The 17,725-nt window shown below is 66.3% G+C and carries 20 protein-coding genes; 11 read left to right on the top strand and 9 right to left on the bottom strand.

The features are described 5' to 3' along the window. The first annotated feature begins 1 nt into the window (after position 1). Positions 2 to 1,486, top strand: a complete 1,485-nt coding sequence (locus ACZYSP_RS02780; RefSeq protein ID WP_093074113.1) for a flavin-containing monooxygenase — start codon at positions 2 to 4, stop codon at positions 1,484 to 1,486. 91 nt (positions 1,487 to 1,577) lie between these two features. Continuing rightward, positions 1,578 to 2,327: a hypothetical protein gene (locus ACZYSP_RS02775; RefSeq protein ID WP_143062554.1), complete on the top strand. Its 750-nt coding sequence runs from the start codon at positions 1,578 to 1,580 to the stop codon at positions 2,325 to 2,327. A 33-nt stretch (positions 2,328 to 2,360) separates the two neighbouring features. On the opposite strand, the gene ACZYSP_RS02770 is transcribed toward ACZYSP_RS02775, so the two are convergent. Next, positions 2,361 to 2,882: an HD domain-containing protein gene (locus ACZYSP_RS02770; protein WP_093074117.1), complete on the bottom strand. Its 522-nt coding sequence runs from the start codon at positions 2,880 to 2,882 to the stop codon at positions 2,361 to 2,363. A 165-nt stretch (positions 2,883 to 3,047) separates the two neighbouring features. Here ACZYSP_RS02770 and ACZYSP_RS02765 point away from each other — a divergent pair, with 165 nt between their 5' ends. From ACZYSP_RS02765 to ACZYSP_RS02745, 5 genes are read left to right on the top strand one after another with little or no spacing between them, the layout of a single operon-like run. Further along, entirely contained in the window at positions 3,048 to 4,082 is a 1,035-nt protein-coding gene (locus tag ACZYSP_RS02765; protein WP_093056834.1) for a TRAP transporter substrate-binding protein, read from the top strand. A gap of 15 nt (positions 4,083 to 4,097) precedes the next feature. Beyond that, positions 4,098 to 5,969 (top strand): TRAP transporter large permease, encoded by a 1,872-nt coding sequence (locus tag ACZYSP_RS02760; protein WP_371258769.1) that lies wholly within the window; start codon positions 4,098 to 4,100, stop codon positions 5,967 to 5,969. A gap of 45 nt (positions 5,970 to 6,014) precedes the next feature. Then, entirely contained in the window at positions 6,015 to 7,064 is a 1,050-nt protein-coding gene (locus tag ACZYSP_RS02755; RefSeq protein WP_093074121.1) for a LacI family DNA-binding transcriptional regulator, read from the top strand. Positions 7,065 to 7,097: 33 nt separating this feature from the next. Then, complete coding sequence (locus tag ACZYSP_RS02750; RefSeq protein ID WP_093074123.1) at positions 7,098 to 8,099, top strand: NAD(P)-dependent oxidoreductase; 1,002 nt, start codon at positions 7,098 to 7,100, stop codon at positions 8,097 to 8,099. A 34-nt stretch (positions 8,100 to 8,133) separates the two neighbouring features. After that, positions 8,134 to 8,955, top strand: a complete 822-nt coding sequence (locus ACZYSP_RS02745) for an amidohydrolase family protein (protein ID WP_093074125.1) — start codon at positions 8,134 to 8,136, stop codon at positions 8,953 to 8,955. Here the strand turns inward: ACZYSP_RS02745 and soxR are convergent. After that, positions 8,952 to 9,425, bottom strand: a complete 474-nt coding sequence (gene soxR, locus ACZYSP_RS02740; RefSeq protein WP_093074127.1) for a redox-sensitive transcriptional activator SoxR — start codon at positions 9,423 to 9,425, stop codon at positions 8,952 to 8,954. The genes ACZYSP_RS02745 and soxR overlap by 4 nt on opposite strands. A gap of 99 nt (positions 9,426 to 9,524) precedes the next feature. Here soxR and ACZYSP_RS02735 point away from each other — a divergent pair, with 99 nt between their 5' ends. After that, complete coding sequence (locus ACZYSP_RS02735; RefSeq protein ID WP_093074129.1) at positions 9,525 to 9,863, top strand: antibiotic biosynthesis monooxygenase family protein; 339 nt, start codon at positions 9,525 to 9,527, stop codon at positions 9,861 to 9,863. Between the two features lie 118 nt (positions 9,864 to 9,981). Beyond that, positions 9,982 to 10,458 (top strand): VOC family protein, encoded by a 477-nt coding sequence (locus ACZYSP_RS02730; RefSeq protein WP_093056827.1) that lies wholly within the window; start codon positions 9,982 to 9,984, stop codon positions 10,456 to 10,458. A 30-nt stretch (positions 10,459 to 10,488) separates the two neighbouring features. Here the strand turns inward: ACZYSP_RS02730 and ACZYSP_RS02725 are convergent, their stop codons facing one another. The 7 genes from ACZYSP_RS02725 to ACZYSP_RS02695 all read right to left on the bottom strand — a co-directional run bounded on the left by ACZYSP_RS02725 (position 10,489) and on the right by ACZYSP_RS02695 (position 15,528). After that, on the bottom strand, positions 10,489 to 11,916 hold the full coding sequence (locus tag ACZYSP_RS02725) for an MATE family efflux transporter (protein ID WP_093056826.1): 1,428 nt from the start codon (positions 11,914 to 11,916) through the stop codon (positions 10,489 to 10,491). Then, a complete protein-coding gene (locus ACZYSP_RS02720) occupies positions 11,913 to 12,482 on the bottom strand; it encodes a DUF2239 family protein (RefSeq protein ID WP_093056825.1) in 570 nt (189 codons plus the stop codon). The genes ACZYSP_RS02725 and ACZYSP_RS02720 overlap by 4 nt, the downstream gene beginning before the upstream one ends. Before the next feature lie 104 nt (positions 12,483 to 12,586). Continuing rightward, positions 12,587 to 12,949 (bottom strand): GIY-YIG nuclease family protein, encoded by a 363-nt coding sequence (locus ACZYSP_RS02715; RefSeq protein WP_093074131.1) that lies wholly within the window; start codon positions 12,947 to 12,949, stop codon positions 12,587 to 12,589. A gap of 61 nt (positions 12,950 to 13,010) precedes the next feature. Then, on the bottom strand, positions 13,011 to 13,535 hold the full coding sequence (locus ACZYSP_RS02710; protein WP_093074133.1) for a hypothetical protein: 525 nt from the start codon (positions 13,533 to 13,535) through the stop codon (positions 13,011 to 13,013). Between the two features lie 58 nt (positions 13,536 to 13,593). Then, complete coding sequence (locus ACZYSP_RS02705) at positions 13,594 to 13,923, bottom strand: hypothetical protein (protein WP_093056822.1); 330 nt, start codon at positions 13,921 to 13,923, stop codon at positions 13,594 to 13,596. 16 nt (positions 13,924 to 13,939) lie between these two features. After that, positions 13,940 to 14,761 carry a hypothetical protein gene (locus ACZYSP_RS02700; protein ID WP_093074135.1) on the bottom strand — a complete coding sequence of 274 codons (822 nt, stop codon included), beginning with the start codon at positions 14,759 to 14,761 and terminating at the stop codon, positions 13,940 to 13,942. Between the two features lie 77 nt (positions 14,762 to 14,838). Next, on the bottom strand, positions 14,839 to 15,528 hold the full coding sequence (locus tag ACZYSP_RS02695) for a hypothetical protein (protein ID WP_093074137.1): 690 nt from the start codon (positions 15,526 to 15,528) through the stop codon (positions 14,839 to 14,841). Between the two features lie 381 nt (positions 15,529 to 15,909). On the opposite strand from ACZYSP_RS02695, the gene ACZYSP_RS02690 reads away from it, so the two are divergent. Next, complete coding sequence (locus ACZYSP_RS02690) at positions 15,910 to 16,704, top strand: LuxR C-terminal-related transcriptional regulator (RefSeq protein ID WP_093074139.1); 795 nt, start codon at positions 15,910 to 15,912, stop codon at positions 16,702 to 16,704. Between the two features lie 8 nt (positions 16,705 to 16,712). Then, entirely contained in the window at positions 16,713 to 17,687 is a 975-nt protein-coding gene (locus ACZYSP_RS02685; RefSeq protein ID WP_093074141.1) for a sensor histidine kinase, read from the top strand. The last annotated feature ends 38 nt before the right edge of the window (positions 17,688 to 17,725 follow it).

The raw sequence follows: 17,725 nt of genomic DNA, 5'->3' as shown, positions 1-17,725 counted from the left end.
GATGCAGGAAGAAGAGCGACAGCAGGTGCAGCACGTCGATGTCCTGATCGTCGGCGCCGGCCTCTCGGGCATTGGCGCCGGCTACCACCTGCAGGCGAACTGCCCGAGTCGAAGCTACGCCATCCTCGAAGGGCGGGAGCGCAGCGGCGGCACGTGGGACCTGTTCCGCTATCCGGGCGTGCGTTCGGATTCCGACATGTACACGCTGGGCTATTCGTTCCGGCCGTGGACGAACGCGAAGTCCATTGCCGATGGGCCCACGATCCTGAACTACCTGCGTGAGACGGCGGCGCAGCATGGCATCGACCGAAAGGTCCGCTTCAACCATCGCGTGGTGCGCGCCTCCTGGTCGACGGCCGATGCGTGCTGGAGTGTCGATGTCGAGCATGGCCCCGAGCGCCTTCCGCTACGGGTGCGCTGCAACTTCTTGTTCCTGTGCAGCGGCTACTACAGGTACGAAGCCGGCTACACGCCCGAATTCGCGGGCATCGGCGACTACACGGGCCGCGTCGTCCATCCGCAGCACTGGCCCGAAGACCTCGACTGCAGCGGCAAGCGGGTGGTCGTGATCGGCAGCGGCGCAACCGCGATGACGCTGGTGCCGGCCTTGGCAAAGACGGCTGCGCATGTCGTGCTGCTGCAGCGCTCGCCTACCTATGTTGTAGCGCGACCGGCACAGGACCCCATCGCGCACGGGCTGCGGCGCTTTCTGCCGGACAGGCTGGCCTATGGCCTCACGCGCTGGAAGAACGTGCTGCTGGCCATGTACTTCTTCAGCCTCGCGCGGCGCAAGCCGGAGCGCGCGAAGCGGATGATCCTCGGCGGCGTGCGGCAGGCTCTCGGCACGGACTACGACATTGCCACGCACTTCACGCCGCGCTACAACCCGTGGGACCAGCGCATCTGCCTCGTGCCCGACGGCGACCTGTTCGCGGCCCTCAACGTAGGGCGTGCCTCGATGGTCACGGACCAGATCGACACCTTCACGCCGCGCGGCATCCGGCTGAAGTCGGGCGCTGAACTGGAGGCCGATGTGGTCGTCACAGCCACCGGCCTCGAACTGCAGGTGCTCGGCGGCGTGCAGCTCGACGTGGACGGCCATCGCGTGGACCCGGCCGCGACCTTCAACTACAAGGGAATGATGTTCAGCGACGTGCCCAACCTGGCCTCGTCGTTCGGCTACACGAATGCATCATGGACGCTCAAGAGCGACCTGACCTGCGCGTATGTTTGCCGGCTGCTCAATCACATGGAGAAGCAGGGCTGCACCCAATGCACGCCGCGCAACGCTGACCCCACGCTGGCACCCGAGCCCTGGCTCGATTTCTCGTCGGGCTACGTGCAGCGCGCGGTGGGCAGGTTTCCGAAGCAGGGTTCGCGCGCGCCGTGGCGGGTGTATCAGAACTACGCGCGCGACCTTGTCAGCCTGCGCTTTGGGGCGGTGGACGATGGGGTGATGGAGTTCTCGAACCCTCGCCGCGCCTAGAGGATTGCGTGCGCAAGCAATCCTCTTTCCAGGGAATGCGGCGAAAAAACCTGCTTTCTAGAATGAAACACACCAAGGAGAGGGAACCGTCATGAAGCAACGAACCGGATGGGTCATGGTCCTGGCGTGCGGCATCGGAGTCTTTGCATCGGGCGCGGCAGCAGCGCAGGCGGAGTATGCGATTCGCTGGGAACCGTCTCAGGGCGGCCCCAAGACCGCGGCAGAGGCACTCGCTCGGTTGGCGCCGGGCGACAACGACATCGAAACGGACCTCTTCAGGGTGCGCTACGCCAGCGAGGTGAAGGCGCCCACGGACGTTGTCGGCGCAAGGGCCATCCTTCGCGAGCGGGAGCGCACGAGCAAGGCGCGCCACGAGCTGACCTACAAGCTGCGCAGCAACTCGCCGCTGCCTTCGGTGCCCAGCTTTGCAGGCGCCCAGTGCCCGGCGGGTCCGCTGGTCGGGCCGAAGGACGAGACGAAAGACGAAATCGACGTGTCGTTCACCGGCGCGGCAGATCCGGTGCGCGCGTTTTCGCGCAGTTGCACCGTGCAATCGACGAGCGCGCCGCCGCCGGTTCCCGAGGCACTGCAAGCCCGCTTCGCGGCTTGCGAAAGCACAACGAGACGACTCGGGCTCAAGCGGCGGGGGAATCTCAGGGTCGAGGAATGGCGCCTGCCGGGAGGGCGCGTTGCCATCGAGGCCTCGCGCACGGGCCCCGACACGCCGAAGGCGCTGAAAGCGTTCCGCCGAGAGGTGGTCGAGCCCTTGACCACTGGGAGCAATGCCATCCGGCCGCTGTCGCGCAGCAAGACGGACCTGGGCAGCGATTGCGGCGCCTGATGAGTATGCCGCGCGAGTCTGGTGCGAACCTGGCTAGGGCGCGTGCGCAGGGGAGAGCAGGCTGTCGAGCTCCGTCCACAGCGGATCGCATTGCCCCGCCCTGAACGCGGCGGCCCTGAAGGTCGGATGCTCGCCGTGGTACGTGTCCCAGAGCGTGCGATGGCCGTCCGCCACGCATGCCCGCACATTGGCCAGCCTGTCGGCTGCCTTCACCACCAGCGCCAGTTCTTCGTCGCCCGTTACCTTCGCCAGTGCCGCATAGGTCTTGGCCTTGCGCTCCTTGCGGTTGGCGCCGGGCGCGTCGGTCAGCAGCGCGACGCAGGCCGCCACCAGTTCGCCGAAGCGTGATCGCACATCGGCCACCGTGGCCTCTGTGTCCTCGACCACGTCGTGCAGGTAGCCGATGACGCGCGCTTTGTCGCCGTAAGGCCGGAGCAGGGCGACCACGGCGTCCAGGTGGTGCACGTACGGATGCGGGCCGTACTTCTGGTCGCCATGCATTTCGACGGCATAGGCGCGGGCGGCGTCGGGTGTCGATGAAGTGATGGTGGTCATGCGGCGTCCTGTGGTTTTTCCATTCTGCCTTTGTGGCGGTCTTTACCTCGTTTACGGAGGAAAACACCTATCGGGAGAGCGTTGCCGGCATTCTTGTGTATCGATACAGTAAATCGTTCCACCAAAACGGGCGCACGACCCGACAACCCTCCAGGAGACAAGAAAATGACCTCGCTTTCACGCCGCCGGTTCGTCCAGTCATCGTCCGCCTTGTCGCTTGCCGCGGCGACGGCGGGTTTCTCGCAGCACGCCTTCGCGCAGGAAAAAACCGTGGCGCTGCGGCTGTCGTCGTCCCACGTGGCTGACCTCAATTCGTCGCACTTCGCGTGGGTGCAGCTGATGCAGGCCAACCTGAAGAAGGCGGTGGGCGAGCAGATCCGCATCGACTACTTTCCGAACAACCAGCTCGGCAAGGAAAGCGACGTGGTGCAGCAGGTGAAGGTGGGCTCCATCGACATGATGCTCACGGGCTCTTCGATCTGGGCCACGGTAACGCCGCAGCTGGGCATGCTCGACCTGGGCTACCTGTTCGACAGCTACGAGCACGTGGCGCGCGCCGTGGAGGCGGGCGTGGGGCCGAAGCTCAACGACATGCTGGTCAAGAGTACGGGCTGCCAGATCATCACCTGGGGTGCGCACTACGGCGCGCGCAACGTCTACACCAAGCAGCCGGTGAAGGGGCTGGCCGACATCAAGAACGTGAAGCTGCGGGTGCTGCCCACGCCGGCCTTCATCGAGACTTTCAAGATCATGGGCGCGATCCCCACGCCCATTTCCTTTGGCGAGCTCTACATGGCGGCGCAGACCGGCGTGGTCGACGGCTTCGAGCACGACGCGGGCACGGTGCTGGCAAACAAGCTCAACGAGGTGGTCAAGCACTGCTGGATGACCGAGCACCTGTTCAGCCCGATGGTCTGCGTGGCCGGCAAGCGCGCGATGGACCGCGTACCCGCGACGCTGCGCCCGGCCTTCCTGAAGGCCGCGGCCGACTCCACGCTGCAGCAGCGCCAGATCGGCAACGAGCGCACGCAGCAGGTGATGGAAGAGCTGAAGAAGCTCGGCATCACCTTCACGCCCATGGCAAAGAACGAGCGCGACCAGGTCCGCAAGGAAATGGAAACGAAGCTCTGGGCCGGCTTCGCCAAGCAGTACCCGGAGACCGGGCCGCTGTTTGCCGCCATCAACGGCGCCCGGGCCTGAAGCGCCATGTCGAGCATGTCGCTTCCGTTGCAACCCGCGCTTGGCTTCGATGCCAGCCACGCCGCGGGCAGCTGGCTGGCCTGGCTGATGCGCATGACCGAGTACGTGGCCGGCGCGGTGCTGGCCATCGACGTGGTGGTCGTCTTCGTCTCGGTCGTCTTCCGCTACTTCCTGCACGACCCCTTCGACTGGGCGGAGGAGGTGGCGCGCGCGCTGATGGTGATCCAGGTGTTCTTCGGCGCGGCCACGGTGCTGGCGCGCAGCCAGCACGTGGGCGTGGACCTGTTTCGCGGCATGCTGCCGGCGCGCTGGCAGCCGGCGCTGATCCAGTTCGGCAGCTGGATCATCGTGGGCGTGTCGGCGAGCCTCTTCGCCTCGTCGTGCGAGCTGCTGCTCGATTCGTACAACATGACGACCTCCATCGGCCTGCCGCAGTGGATCTACGTGTACCCGGTGGCCATCGGCAGCCTTTTCATGACGCTGTTCGGGCTTGCCAATGCGGTGAACGGGCCTTCGCGCATGGTGTGGTCCACGCTGGGCGTGGGGCTGGCGCTGACGGCGGCGGTGGTGGGCTGGAACACGCTGATGAGCGAGCACGCCATTCCGCCCTGGGCGCTGCTCGTGGCGGGCTTTCTCGGCGGCATGGCGCTGGGCATGCCGATTGCCTTCGTGCTCGCGCTGTCGTCGCTGGTGTTCTTCATGGCCGATCCGTCGCTGCCCATGCTGGTGTATTCGCAGCAGGTGATGGCGGGCACCGACCACTATGTGCTGCTGGCCATTCCGTTCTTCGTGTTGGCAGGCCTGCTGATGGAGGCCAACGGCATGTCGTCGCGGCTCATCGAGCTGCTGCTGCGCATGTTCGGGCGGCTGCGCGGCGGGCTGGGGCTCATCACCATCACGGCCACTGCGTTCTTCTCGGGCGTATCGGGCTCCAAGCTGGCCGACATCGCGGCAGTGGGCGGCATCATCATGCCGGCCGTACGCAGGACGAAGCAGGACCCGAACGAAACCGCCGGCCTGCTGGCGTGCACAGCGGTGATGGCCGAGACCATTCCGCCGTGCATCAACATGATCATCATGGGCTTCGTGGCCAACATCTCGATTGCCGGGCTGTTCATGGCGGGGCTGATTCCGGCCGTGGTGCTGGCGGTGTCGCTGGCGGCGGTGACCATCTACGTGGGCACGAAGATCAACCCCGACGAGGCCTTCGACGTGCGCACGCCCATGTTCCGCCTGCTGGGCGGCGCGCTGGTGGCGCTGGTCATGGTGGCGATGATCGGCAAGGGCGTGACCTCGGGCATTGCCACCTCGACCGAGGTGTCCTCGTTCGCGGTGGTCTATGCGCTGGTGGTGGGGTGGCTGGCTTTTCGCGAGCTCACGGTGAAGTCGGTGGCGCGGCTGTTCGTGCGCTCGGCGTCGATGGCGGGTGGCATTTTGTTCATCGTGGCGGCGGCGTCGAGCTTGTCGTTCGCGCTCACGATCCAGCAGATTCCGCAGTACCTGTCGGAGTACATGATCGGCTTTGCGCACTCGTACGGCAGCACGATGTTCGTGATGCTGTCGGTGCTCATCATGATCGTGTTCGGCGCCATCCTCGAGGGCGCGCCGGCGCTCATCATCTTCGGGCCGCTGCTCACGCCCATTGCTTCGCAGCTGGGTGTGAACCCATTGCACTTCGGCACGGTGATGGTCATTGCCATGGGCTTCGGGCTGTTCGCGCCGCCGGTCGGGCTGGGCCTGTTCGCCACCTGCGCGATCACCGGCACGCAGGTGAAGGACGTGGCGCGGCCGATGATGAAATACCTGGCCGTCTTGTTCGTTACCCTCGTGGTGCTGGTGTTGGTGCCGGCCTTCTCCACGTGGCTGCCGCTGCGCATGGGGATGTGAGCGGACCGCAACAAGACGAAGACCAGAGACAACAGGAAGGATGCCGTGAGCAGAATCAGCGATGTCGCCCAGCGGGCGGGGGTGTCGACCAGCACCGTGTCGAACGTGTTGAACGGGCGCAGCGACCGCATGGCCAAGGAGACGCTGGCGCGCGTCGAGACCGCCATCCGCGAGCTCAAGTACCGGCCCAACACCTCGGCGCGGCAGCTCAAGACGGGGTACACGCCGCTGATCGGCCTGCTGGTGCCGTCGATGGCCAACCCGATGTACGGCTTCATTGCCCGAGAGATCGAGACGCTGGCGCAGGAGCGCTACGGCTTTCGCATCATGATCGGCAACACCTACCGCGACGCCGCCAAGGAAGCGCATTTCTTCGAAGACCTGATGGCGCATGGCGTGCGTGGCGTGATCATCATCTCGTCGCTGGTCGACGAGCAGCACGTGGAGGCTGCCGCCGAGCGTGGGCTGGTAGTGGTGAGCTACGACCGGCGCGCCACGCCCGCCGCATCGGGTGGGGCCTCGGTGATCGACCACGTGACGGTCGACAGCTTCGAGTCGTCGCGTATCGCCACGCAGCACCTGATCGACCAGGGGCATCGCCGGCTGGCTTTCGTCACCCCGTCGGGCCGCACCATGAGCCGCAGTGAGAAGATCAACGGCTTCCTGGCTGCCGCGAAGAGCGCGGGCCTCGAGGGCAGCGCGCAGGTCGTCGAAGGCATGCCGGTCGACGAATACGGCGATTCGATGATGAGCGAACTCGGCCGCATGCAGGCCGGACTCATCGCGAAGTCGAAGAATCGCCCGACCGGCGTGATCGGCGTGAACGACCTGCTGGCCTTCGGCCTGATGGCGGGCTTTCGCGATGCGGGCCTGGCGGTGCCGCAGGACGTGTCGGTCATCGGCATCGACAACGTGTTTCTCTCGACGCTGATGCACCCCGCGATGACCTCGGTGCGCGTGCCGGTGCCCGAGATGGCACAGGTGATGGTCGAGCGGGTGATGAGCCGGCTGTCGGATCCGTCGATCTCGACGCAGGAGTTCGTTTTTGCGCCCACGCTGGTGGCGCGCGAATCGGTAGCGCCGCCGCGCGGCTAGTCTTTTTCTTCCCCTGAGCAGAAGTCTTTTTTCATGACCACGGTTTTCGTCAGCCACCCGCAAAGCAAGCTCGCCCACTACTTCGGCGACCGCGCCACGGCCGCCTTGCGGGCCATTGCGCAGGTGCGCTTCAACCCTACGGACACCGATCTCTCGTCGCGCGAACTGGCCGAACTGGCACGGGACTGCGACGCCATCATTTCCTACCGCCAGACGGTGGGCGACGAGGCGCTGTTCGCCGCGTTGCCGCAGCTCACGGCCTTCGTGCGCTGCGCCATCGACATCCGCAACATCGACGTGGCGTCCGCCAGCCGGCATGGCGTGCTGGTGACGCAGGCGAGCGCGGGGTTCATTCCCTCGGTGTCGGAGTGGATCGTGGGCGTGATGATCGACCTGGGTCGGCACATCAGCGCCTCGGCTGAGGGCTACCACGCGGGCCGGCCCGTGGTGCCGGCGATGGGGCGCGAGTTGCGCGGGAGCACGCTGGGCGTCATCGGCTATGGGCAGATCAGCCGCTACCTCTGCGACGTGGCGCTGGCGCTCGGCATGCGCATCGTTGTGCACGATCCGTACACCGCGACAGGCCGGGCCGAGTTCGCGCAGGTGGAGCTCGACGCGTTGCTGGCCCAGTCGGACTTCGTTGTCTGCCTTGCGGCGGCCACCGAGGCGACCGAAGACATGATGAATGCCACCACCTTCGCCGCGATGCGGCCGCATGCCTACTTCATCAATGCCTCGCGCGGCAATCTGGTGGATGAAGACGCACTGCTCGCCGCGCTCGATGCCGGCACGATCGCAGGGTGCGCTGTGGACGTGGGCCGCGCGCCTGACCAGATGCCGTCGCCGCGCGTGGCAGCGCATCCGCGCGTGATCGCCACGCCGCACATCGGCGGACTCACGCCGGCGGCTGTCGAGCATCAGGCGATGGAGACCGTGTCGCAGCTGGCCGAAATCTTCCAGGGCAGGGCACCGAAGGGCGCGGTGAACGCGGCCGAGGCCTATCGCTGGGCGCAGGCCTTTGGCGCGCGCGCCTGAACGTCCGACTCACACATCCCGCAAAGAGAGCCCCATGGAACCAACCCGGAATGCGCGCTATGCCGGCGCCTGCGACTGCCACGTCCACATTTACGAAGACCGCTTCCCGTTGATTCCGAACGTCGCATGGGTGCCGCCGCATTCGCCGGTGTCGGCTTACCGCGAGCAGGTGCAGCAGCCGCTGGGCATCGACCGCGCCGTGGTCGTGCAGCCCACGGGCTATGGCTTCGACAACAGCTGCACGCTCGATGCGCTGGCCCAGTTCGGCAATACAGCGCGCGGCATCGCGCTGGTAGCGCCCGACGTGGCCGATGCCGAGATCGCGCGCCTGCACGCCGGCGGCATGCGCGGCGTGCGCTACATGATGATCGGCGGCGTGCTGAGCTGGGCATCGCTCGAACCAATGGCCGCGCGGCTGGCCAATGCCGACTGGATGGTCAACCTGCAGCTCGACGGCCGCACGATGCCCGAGCACGAGGCGGTGCTCAAGCGCCTGCCGTGCCGGCTGGTGCTGGACCACAACGGCAAGTTCCTGGAGCCGGTGGCGCCGGACCACCCGTCGTTCCAGTCGCTGCTGCGCGTGCTCGATTCGGGGCGCGTGTGGATCAAGCTTTCGGCGCCCTACGAAACCTCGAAGACCGGCGCACCCGGCTATGACGACGTGAGCCTGCTGGCCCGCACGCTGGCCGAAAAGTTTCCCGAGCGCTGCCTCTGGGCCAGCAACTGGCCGCACCCGGGGCGCAACCCCAGGCCCGAAAGCGCGCCGCTGTACGACCTGCTGTTTTCCTGGGCGACCAGCGATGACACGCGGCGGCGCATCCTCGTGGACAACCCGGCGGCGCTCTACGGCTTCTAGGCGCCGCGCCTCACCAGCAGGCGTTGCGGCCCCTGGCCCTCGGCGCCCAGCCGGTCCAGCGGATTGCGCAGCTTGCACCGGTCGATCGACAGGCAGCCACAGCCGATGCAGTCGTCGAGCGTGTCGCGCAGTTTTTGCAGCTGCGCCATGCGCTCGTCCAGCTCGGTGCGCCACGCGGCCGACAGACGGGCCCAGTCTTCGCGGCTGGGCGCAGCGGATGCGGGGAGGGTAGCCAGCGCCGTGCCGATGTCGGCAAGCGAAATGCCTACCCTTTGCGCTACCCGCACGAAGGCCACGCGCCGCAGCACCGTGCGCGGATAGCGCCGCTGGTTGCCTGCAGTGCGGGTGCTGTCGATCAGGCCCTGTGCCTCGTAGAAATGCAGGGTGGACACCGTGACGCCGCTGCGGCGCGCGACTTCGCCGACGGTGAGCGTGGGTGAGATGCCGGCCTTTTGCAGTGCGTCGTTCATGTGGAGAAAAAACTCTTGACCTCAACTTTGCTTGAGGTTTGAGAATAACTTTCAGCGCGCAGGTCCTGTGCGCATTTTTCTCATCAAGGAACCCGCTTCATGTCGAACGATGCCATCCCCCTCCAATCCGGTCCCGTCTTCCGCATCGACAAGTTTGTCGTGCCCGCCGAAGCTCGCCCCGAGTTCATCGCCCAGATGCACCGCATCCAGCAGACGCTGCGCACCTGGCCGGGCTGCCAGCGCACCTACGTGCTGGACCAGACCGGCGGCAGCGGCGAATTCAACGTGGTGACGCTCGTCGAGTGGGCGAGCGAGCAGGCCGTGGCCTCGGCCGCCGAGTTCGTGAAGAAGAAGTTCGCCGAGGAAGGCTTCGATCCGGTTGCGTTCACGAAGAATGCGGGCGTGCGCAGCGACCAGGGCTTCTACCGCATCGCCTGACGGCCGGGAAGGACGAGCCTGTCAACTTCTCACTGACAGGCGTTGCACGGGTTGACAAGAGCCTCCTGCCGCTTTGATACTGAACCTCAAGGTTCATCATCAAAGCAAAGGAGATCCCATGCAGAAGATCGTTCCCTGCCTCTGGTTCGACGGCAACGGCGAAGACGCGCTGAAGTTCTACACCTCCATCTTTCCGAACTCGCGCGTGACCGACAAGCTGCTCTGGGGCGACGTCAACCCAGCCAAGAAGGGCTCGCTGCTCACCGCGACCTTCGAGCTCGAAGGGCAGGAGTTCATGGTGCTCAACGGCGGGCCTCAGTACAAGTTCAACCCGGCCATCTCGATGTTCGTGAAGTGCGAGACGCAGGCCGAGGTCGACAACTACTGGGACAAGCTGCTCGAAGGCGGCGGCGAGCCGGTGCAGTGCGGCTGGCTCACCGACCGCTACGGCGTGTCGTGGCAAATTGCGCCCACGGCCATGATCCGCATGTTCCAGGACAAGGACCCGGCCAAGGCCGCCCGCGCGATGGAGGCGATGATGAAGATGGTCAAGCTCGATCTCGCCGCGGCGCAGAAAGCCTTCGACGGGGAGTGATCTGCCGTCGCCCCGGCCAAGGTGTAGCGGCTACACCAGCCGGTGGATTGCCTTCTTGCGCCACACCAGCTGGTAGTACGCGGTCTGCAGCAGCAGCATCGCGCCGAAGGTCACGGGGTAGGCGATCCAGATCCCGTCGAGCCCGATGCGGTGGCTCATGACCCAGGCCACCGGCACTTCCACGCCGAGGATGCAGACGATGGAAATCAGCGTGGGCACCAGCACCGAGCCGCTGGCGCGCATGATCCCCGACAGCGCAGCGGCCATGCCGAAGATCACCAGGCTCCACAGCATGATGTGCAGCAGCGTCTGGGCGATTTCGATCACCGGCGCGCTGGTAATGAAAAAGCCCATGAGCGGCCGCGAGAACAGGTAGCCCAGCAGCACGAGCCCGCCGGTCAGCACCAGGTTCATCAGCAGCGCCGTCTTCGCGATCGCGCCGAGCCGGTTGGCGCGGCCCGCACCGATGGCCTGCGCGCCGAGGATCGACGCGGTGATGGCAATGGAGATTGCCGGGAACTGCACGTACGCCACCACCTGGTTCACCGCGCCGTAGGCGGCCGTGGCATTCGAGCCGTAGCCGTTGACCATAGAAAGCAGCACCACCTCGGCCAGCGCCACGACGATCATCTGCACGCCCGTGGGCACGCCGATGCGCAGTACGGCCTTCAGCAATTGCGGCTGGATACGCAGGTTGCGCATGAACGCCGCGTCAGGCGCGAGCGGGCTCTTTTTCTGGCGCAGCCGGAAGCCGAGCCACGTGGTCGCCACGATGAAGGACAGCACCGACGCCCACGCGCCGCTCGCCACGCCAAGCTGCGGAAGACCGCCCCAGCCGCGAATGAGCGCGGGGGTAACCACCAGCCCGATGAGCGTCGAGATCACCAACGTGAGAAGCGGCGTGACGGTGTCGCCTACGCCGCGCAGCATTGCGGTGGCCAGCAGGAACACGAACACGCCAGGCATTGCGATCAGCATGATGCGGGCGTAGCGCGTGGAGTCGGCCAGCACGTCGGGCGGCGTGCCCAGCGCGGCCAGCATCGGCGTGGTGAACGCGCCGCCGAACACCGCGATCACCAGGCCCATCAGCACGCCGACGGTGAGCGTGGTGCCGGCCACGGCCTTGGCCTTGGCAACGTCGCGCGCGCCCCAGGCTTGGCCGATCAACACCGAAGCGCCGGCGCCCAGGCCGATGATGAAGGCGATGAAGAAGAACATCACCGGAAAGAAGCTCGACACGGCGGCCAGCGCGCCCACGCCAAGCATCTGCCCCACGTACACGTTGTTGAGCGTGCCCGAGAGCGATTGGAGGATGTTGCTGAGCAACATCGGCGCGAGGAAGAAGAGAAAGACCTTCCACAGCGGACGCGGCGCATTGACTGGCGCCACGGGCACGCCTTGCAGGCCGCTAGCGTCGGCGCCGCTGCCGGCGCCGGTTGTCTCGGGGGTTGTTCTCATTGGGGAGGCCAGCCTGCGGCCGACAGTTTCTGCAAATGGGCGCGCACGTCGGCGGGCCAGGGCTCGATCAGGTTGCCGAAGCGTTGCTCCTCGCCGGCGAACAGTGCGCGGGTGGCTTCCTCGAAGCCGGGCAGGTTGCCCGCGATGGCGGTCATGAAGCGGTAGGTGGCTTCGTGCGCGGCGCGCACGGTGTCGCGCTCGGCGTTCACGCGGCGGGCGTCGTCGACCAGCTTGCGCAGCGCGACCGAGGCGCCGCCGGGCTGGCGTCCGAGCCAGTCCCAGTGGCGCGGCAGCAGCGTGACTTCGCGTGCGACCACGCCGAGCTTGGGCCGGCCAACGCCGCGCGGGGCATCGTCGCGGTGCTCGGCTTCGTGATCGCGCAATTCAGGCAGCAACTCGCGCAGGTCGAGGTCGAGTTGCGTGCCGGTCTGGTCGTCGAAAACAAGGTACGGCCCGGGGTCGTCGCGGCGGCGCAGCTGGTCGAGCACTTCGGCCTTGCTGCCCTGTGCGATGCGCTGGAAGCCGAAGAACACGGTCAGGGTGGTGGGTGGGGTGTCAGATGACATTCGGGTGTTTTGTTCCTGGGGGTGCCAAGCGAAACGAGGTGCGTAATCTACTCGCTGAAGCGCTTCGGCGTGCGGCATCTCGCCGCCGTACGTTGCGTGGGCGCTCATGCCGTGTTGTAGCCGTTCGGGCCGAAGCATTGAAGCTCTTCTTGCCAGAGCGGCAGGAGCCTGCCGAGTTCGGCCTTGCGATCGAAATCGGGGTCTTCGCGTTCCTTGATCCGGTCGATCACTTCGAAGGTGAAATGACCGGCGCCGTGCGCGTTCCAGTCTTGCTGGAGCGCCTTGTTGCGGTGAGCGGGCATGTTCAGCTCGAAGCGCGCGCGGTTCATCGCGCCTTCGACGTCGAGGCTGCCGGCCACATAGACGCGGCCGCTCAGCTTGTTTCGGATGACGAAGACGCCGGCCGGGCGCGGGGTTTCCTTGTAATGGCGGGTGAGGGCGCGCCGGGTTTCTTCAGAGAGGTTCATGCATCAAATATTACCCGGGTTAAATTGAAATGACAATATACCCGGGTAAAAATGAACCAACTCAACCTTCCCTGAACCGCCGCCAGCCCCGCGAAATGCGCCGGTTCAGCGCCCGCACCAGGCGCCACGGGCGGCTCTGGCGAACGATGGTGAGCACATGGTCCTTCCAGGCCTTCCACCTGGGATACCAGCGGGCGAACCACGGAATGCGCATCAGCGGCCCTTCGACCAGCTGGAAGATCCGCGCGACGACGGCCGTGCCCGCCAGCTTGGCCAGCACGAGCACGGTGAGGCCCGTGGCTGCATGGCCGCGGCTGAAGAGAAAGAGAGCCAGCACCTTCACCGGAAGCAGCAGCAATACGGGCACGAAGAAGGCCAGCACCGCGCCCCAGGGCGGCAGCCGGCGCAGCCGGTCTTCAAGCGCGGCCCAGAAGGGAAGGCGGGACAGCCGTGCCGCCAGCGCAGCCAGTGGCTCCCAGCCCCACTCCTCGAAGAGCAGCAGGGGAACGATGAGCGCGGTGCCAACGGCGCGGAGCAGGGCACGCAAGACGCGCAGGACGCGCAGGACGCGCGCGAGGAATGTCATCCGCGAAGGGTAAGGCAGCGCAAGCCCGCGGCCGCCCGGCCGCGCGGGCCTGCGCTGTTTATTTCTTCTCCGGTACGAAGAAGAGGTATTCGCCGCGTCCCATTTCGGGAGTGATCTCGTAGCCGGAGCACAGGTCGCTCGCGCACTGCAGGATGATCACGCGCGGCCAGATCGTCGCGGCTGTCGGAAAGCCCGGCAGGTATTGCGGCACGTGCCACACGCCCAGAGTGCCGACCGGCTCGGCGTTCTCGGTGCCCCGTGCGTTCTGCAAGCCGCTGCCCATGTTCATCCGCTCGATGCGCAGCACCGGCGGCGAGGGCGCGGCCGCTGCAGCCGCGACTGTCGCCGTGCAGCAGGCCGCCAGCCAGAGGATTACGGTCCTGGTCATGTCAGGCTCCGCGCGGTCATTGCCGGACTGCCATCGATGCGGATGCAACGTCGCCGGTCGGCCGTGCCGCGCGGATGGCAGCCACTTCGCCCGGATCCATTGCCGTCACCGTAGCGCTGGCAACGGGCATCGACACCGCCGCCGGAGGCTCGTCCTGGGCCGTGGCCACCGGCTGCGCGGGGGGCGTGACTTCGGCGATGGGCACTGGTGGCGTCGCCGCCGGTACCACTGCGACGGGCGCCACTGGCGCAGCCGCAGCCACCGGGCGCGCCGGTGCCGGGAGCGCGCCGCTTGCCGACGCCTGCGGACCGTAGGCGGTCACGCGCTCGTCCGCTGTCATCGACTGCGGGCATTTCGTGCCCGTCATCTCCAGCGCAGCCAGGGCCGCGGGGTCCATGCAGTCCATGGCGAGCGAGGCTGCCTTCATGCCCTTGTTCCAGAGTTCGCGGCTCATCTTCAGGCGCTTGCAGTGCTCGTCCGTCCAGGTGGTGCCGAAGCTGAGTCCGACGCCCGGTCCGTTCGCGCTTGCGCTCGTGCTGCCCATGCAGGTGTCGTTGCTCGTCGTCAGGTTCGGGCCGTTGACCGACGGCACGTTCTTGATCGTGTAGCTGCCCCGGTAGTCGACGGTGCTCGTCGTGGCGCCCGTGTTGTTGACGTTCTGGTTCAGCGTCGCCCGGGTGTCTGCAGGGGTGTTGGTGTTGAAGTTCACGGCCTGGGTGTTGCCCTGGGCCGAGGTGGTGGCTGAGCTCGATGACTGGTTGTTGGCACCGCCCGCCGTGGTCTGCGCCATGGCGCCCGCGGACAAGCCCAGCAAGGTCAGGACAATAAGTTTTTTCATGTTCTCAACTCCTTTGGAAGCCGGGGAGGGGCTAGCCCCTCCCCATTTCTGAGTGCAACAACCGGTGCGAGAACGGCTCAGGGAGCCGATGCAGTTGCGCCGGAGCCAGCCAGGCCGCCGGTACCGCCACCATTGCTGAAGCCGGCGGCATTGCCGAAGCTGAGGTTGGTCACGCCGAAGGAGCCGCCGGTCGAGCCCGCCGTCGCCGAGGTGGTCGTGCCGTTGACGAAGCCGTTGACGGCGCCCGACGAGGCATTGAAGCTCGACGTCGTGCCGGAGGTGCGCGTTACCACGGCCAGACCGCCGCCAGGACCCGCGGCCGTTGCGGCCGTGTTGTTGGTCGTGGAGCCAGCGGTTCCGCCTGCGCTGCCGCTCACGGAGTTGGGGCCGCCCGCGCTGTAGTTGGCATTGGCGGTCGCGCCTGCATTGGCCGAGGCATTGGCAGCGCCCGCTGCGGCGCCATTGCCTGTCGTTGCAGCCACGCTGGTCACGCGGCCTTGCGTGGTCGCCGAGCCGCCTGCCGTTGCGCCACCGATGCGCAGACCCGGAAAGCTGACTGCGCCGCCGGCAGCGTTGGCGCTGGCCGACGAGCTGGAATTGGCCGCGTTGTAGCTCAGTGCACTGCCCGTGCCCGAGCTGGCTGCAACGGATCCGGCGGAACTGGAAGAGCCGGTCGTCGTACTGGTGGCGGCGAGGGCCGTGGTGCTGGTTGCCGAGGCAACGCTTCCAACCAGAACCACTGCGATCGCGATGAGTGTCTTCTTCATGATGCTTCCTCGAAAGTTGTTGAAACGAACCCGATTGCCGGATCGATCCGGCCATCAGCTAACGGTCAGTGGCACTGCTTGAAATGCTTCCGTCACGACCGAGGTGCAGTTTCTGCGTCGAGGAACCAGCGAAAAATGCCCTGTGCTGGGTAGAGCAAGGCTATGGCGAAAGGTGTGTTTTGCACCGTTTCGGGGGCCGCGGGTGGAGGGCCCCCCGATGCAATGTCCGAGAGAAAAACTACAACTTTCGATGGACATTGTTGACTAATGGAAACAAAATGCAACCAAAGTAATCAAAAAAACTGAAACCAAAAATTTGAGTAGAAATGAATTAACTTTTGGTCACGAACAAGATGTGCTATGTGTCACAAAGGGGCTGGAATGGAAAGCGATCTCGACATTTCATTGACAGATGTGGGCAGCGGGGGTAAGCAATACGCCAATCCCGGCCAGTTCGGCGGGCTTCTCTCGCCGTCCGCCGACACTCTCCCGTGGCCTGATTTCCTAACCGGGCAACAGACCAAACCCGTGCGCGTCCTGCTGGTGGACGACGACCCCTTCGTGCGTCGCGTCATAGCCCAGGAATTGCTGGGAGACCTGCGCATTCAACTCGAAGGGCAAGCCGGCACGCTGCGCGAAGGCCGACGATTGCTGCTGCAGCATGAGTTCGACGTGCTCATGGTCGACATCCGCCTGGGCGACGGCAGCGGATTCGAGCTCATCGAAGAGGCCAAGCGGCATCGCAGCGCGGCGGAAATCATCGTCATCTCGGCGCTCGAGGACGAACCCCAGGTGCTGCATGCCTTCGAACTCGGCGCTTCCGGCTACCTGGTCAAGAACGCCTGGTTCCAGAGCTATGCCCAGGCCGTGCTGCAGGTGGTGAACGGTGGGGCCGCCATCACCCCGCGGCTGGCGCGCCGGCTGCTCGTGCACCTCGATCACAAGCGCTCCAACGTCAATCCGGTGCGTCCGCCGGACACCAAGGCGACGTTATCCGCGCGGGAGCGCGAAGTGTTACGACTTGTAGCGACGGGCTACGTTACCGAGGAAATCGCGCTGCAGCTCACCATCAGCGCCCAGACGGTTAACGCGCACGTCAAGAACATCTACCGCAAGCTGCACGCCCACACCCGCGCGCAGGCCGTGAGCTTTGCCTCCCACCGGGGGCTTCTGTAGCCCATGCCATGCTGGCGCCGCAGGCCCTTTCTTTACCGCACTTCCTGGAAGACCAGTTCGTGTGGCTGTCGATCGGCTCGTGGTGCGTGCTGTTGACGTGGCTGCGCACGCGCGTCTCGCGCCGGAGGCTGCTGATGTGGGCCGGCCTGGCGGGTGCGCTGCACCTGACGCCCGTGACCGCGCAGGTCATTCGGGCCACTTCGGCCATCGGCGTGACGGCGGATGGCATGCCGTTCGCCTTCTGGGCGCTGCAGGCGCTGAACGTGGCGGTGCTTGCCGCGCTCATCGCGAGCGTCTGTTTTCTTGCCTTCCGGCGCCGTGCCGCAGACCATCGGCCGTCGCAGGCGGTGGTCGCCGAGCGACGGCGCATCGCCAACGATCTGCATGACGGCGTGGGCTCCCGGCTGGTGGCGCTGCTGGCCAGCCAGGACCCCCGGTCCGCCGGGCCCGGTAGCCTGTCGATGGCCCTGCAGGACTGCCTGCTCGAACTCCAGATGACGGTCGACGACCTCGACGACCAGACTTCCGCCACCGTCGTCGAGCGACTGGCCCACGTGCGCTACCGGCTGCAGCCCGCGTTCGACCGGCTCGGCATCGGGCTCGAATGGCACATCGCCAGCGAGGCCCACACCCGCTGGGTGCCGCCGGAAACCGCGATGCAGATCTGCCGGGTGGCGCAGGAAGCCATGTCCAATGCGCTGCGGCATGCGCAGGCGACCCGCGTCGAACTGCGCTTGGGCCTTCGCGACCGGGGATTGCTGATGCTGGAGGTGCGCGACGACGGCCGCGGGCTGGGTTCGCGAAGCGCGTCTTTCACCGATGCGGGCAAGGGCCTGCGCAGCATGCGCTCCCGGGCCGACGCCATCGGCGGCGAGCTGACAATCGAAAATGCCGCGCCGCGCGGGCTGAGCGTGCTGCTGGTGGTTCCAAGCCAGGCGCAGGCGCCAGCCGGCACCCGGGCCGAAGCGGAAAGCATGCTGTAACACGCCCGCCGGGCCGCCCGGACGGACGCCATCCGCGC

Source organism: Variovorax sp. F042, from assembly GCF_057814215.1.
Note: the sequence above shows the minus strand (reverse complement) of the source record. Positions and strands in the feature narration are given on the sequence as shown.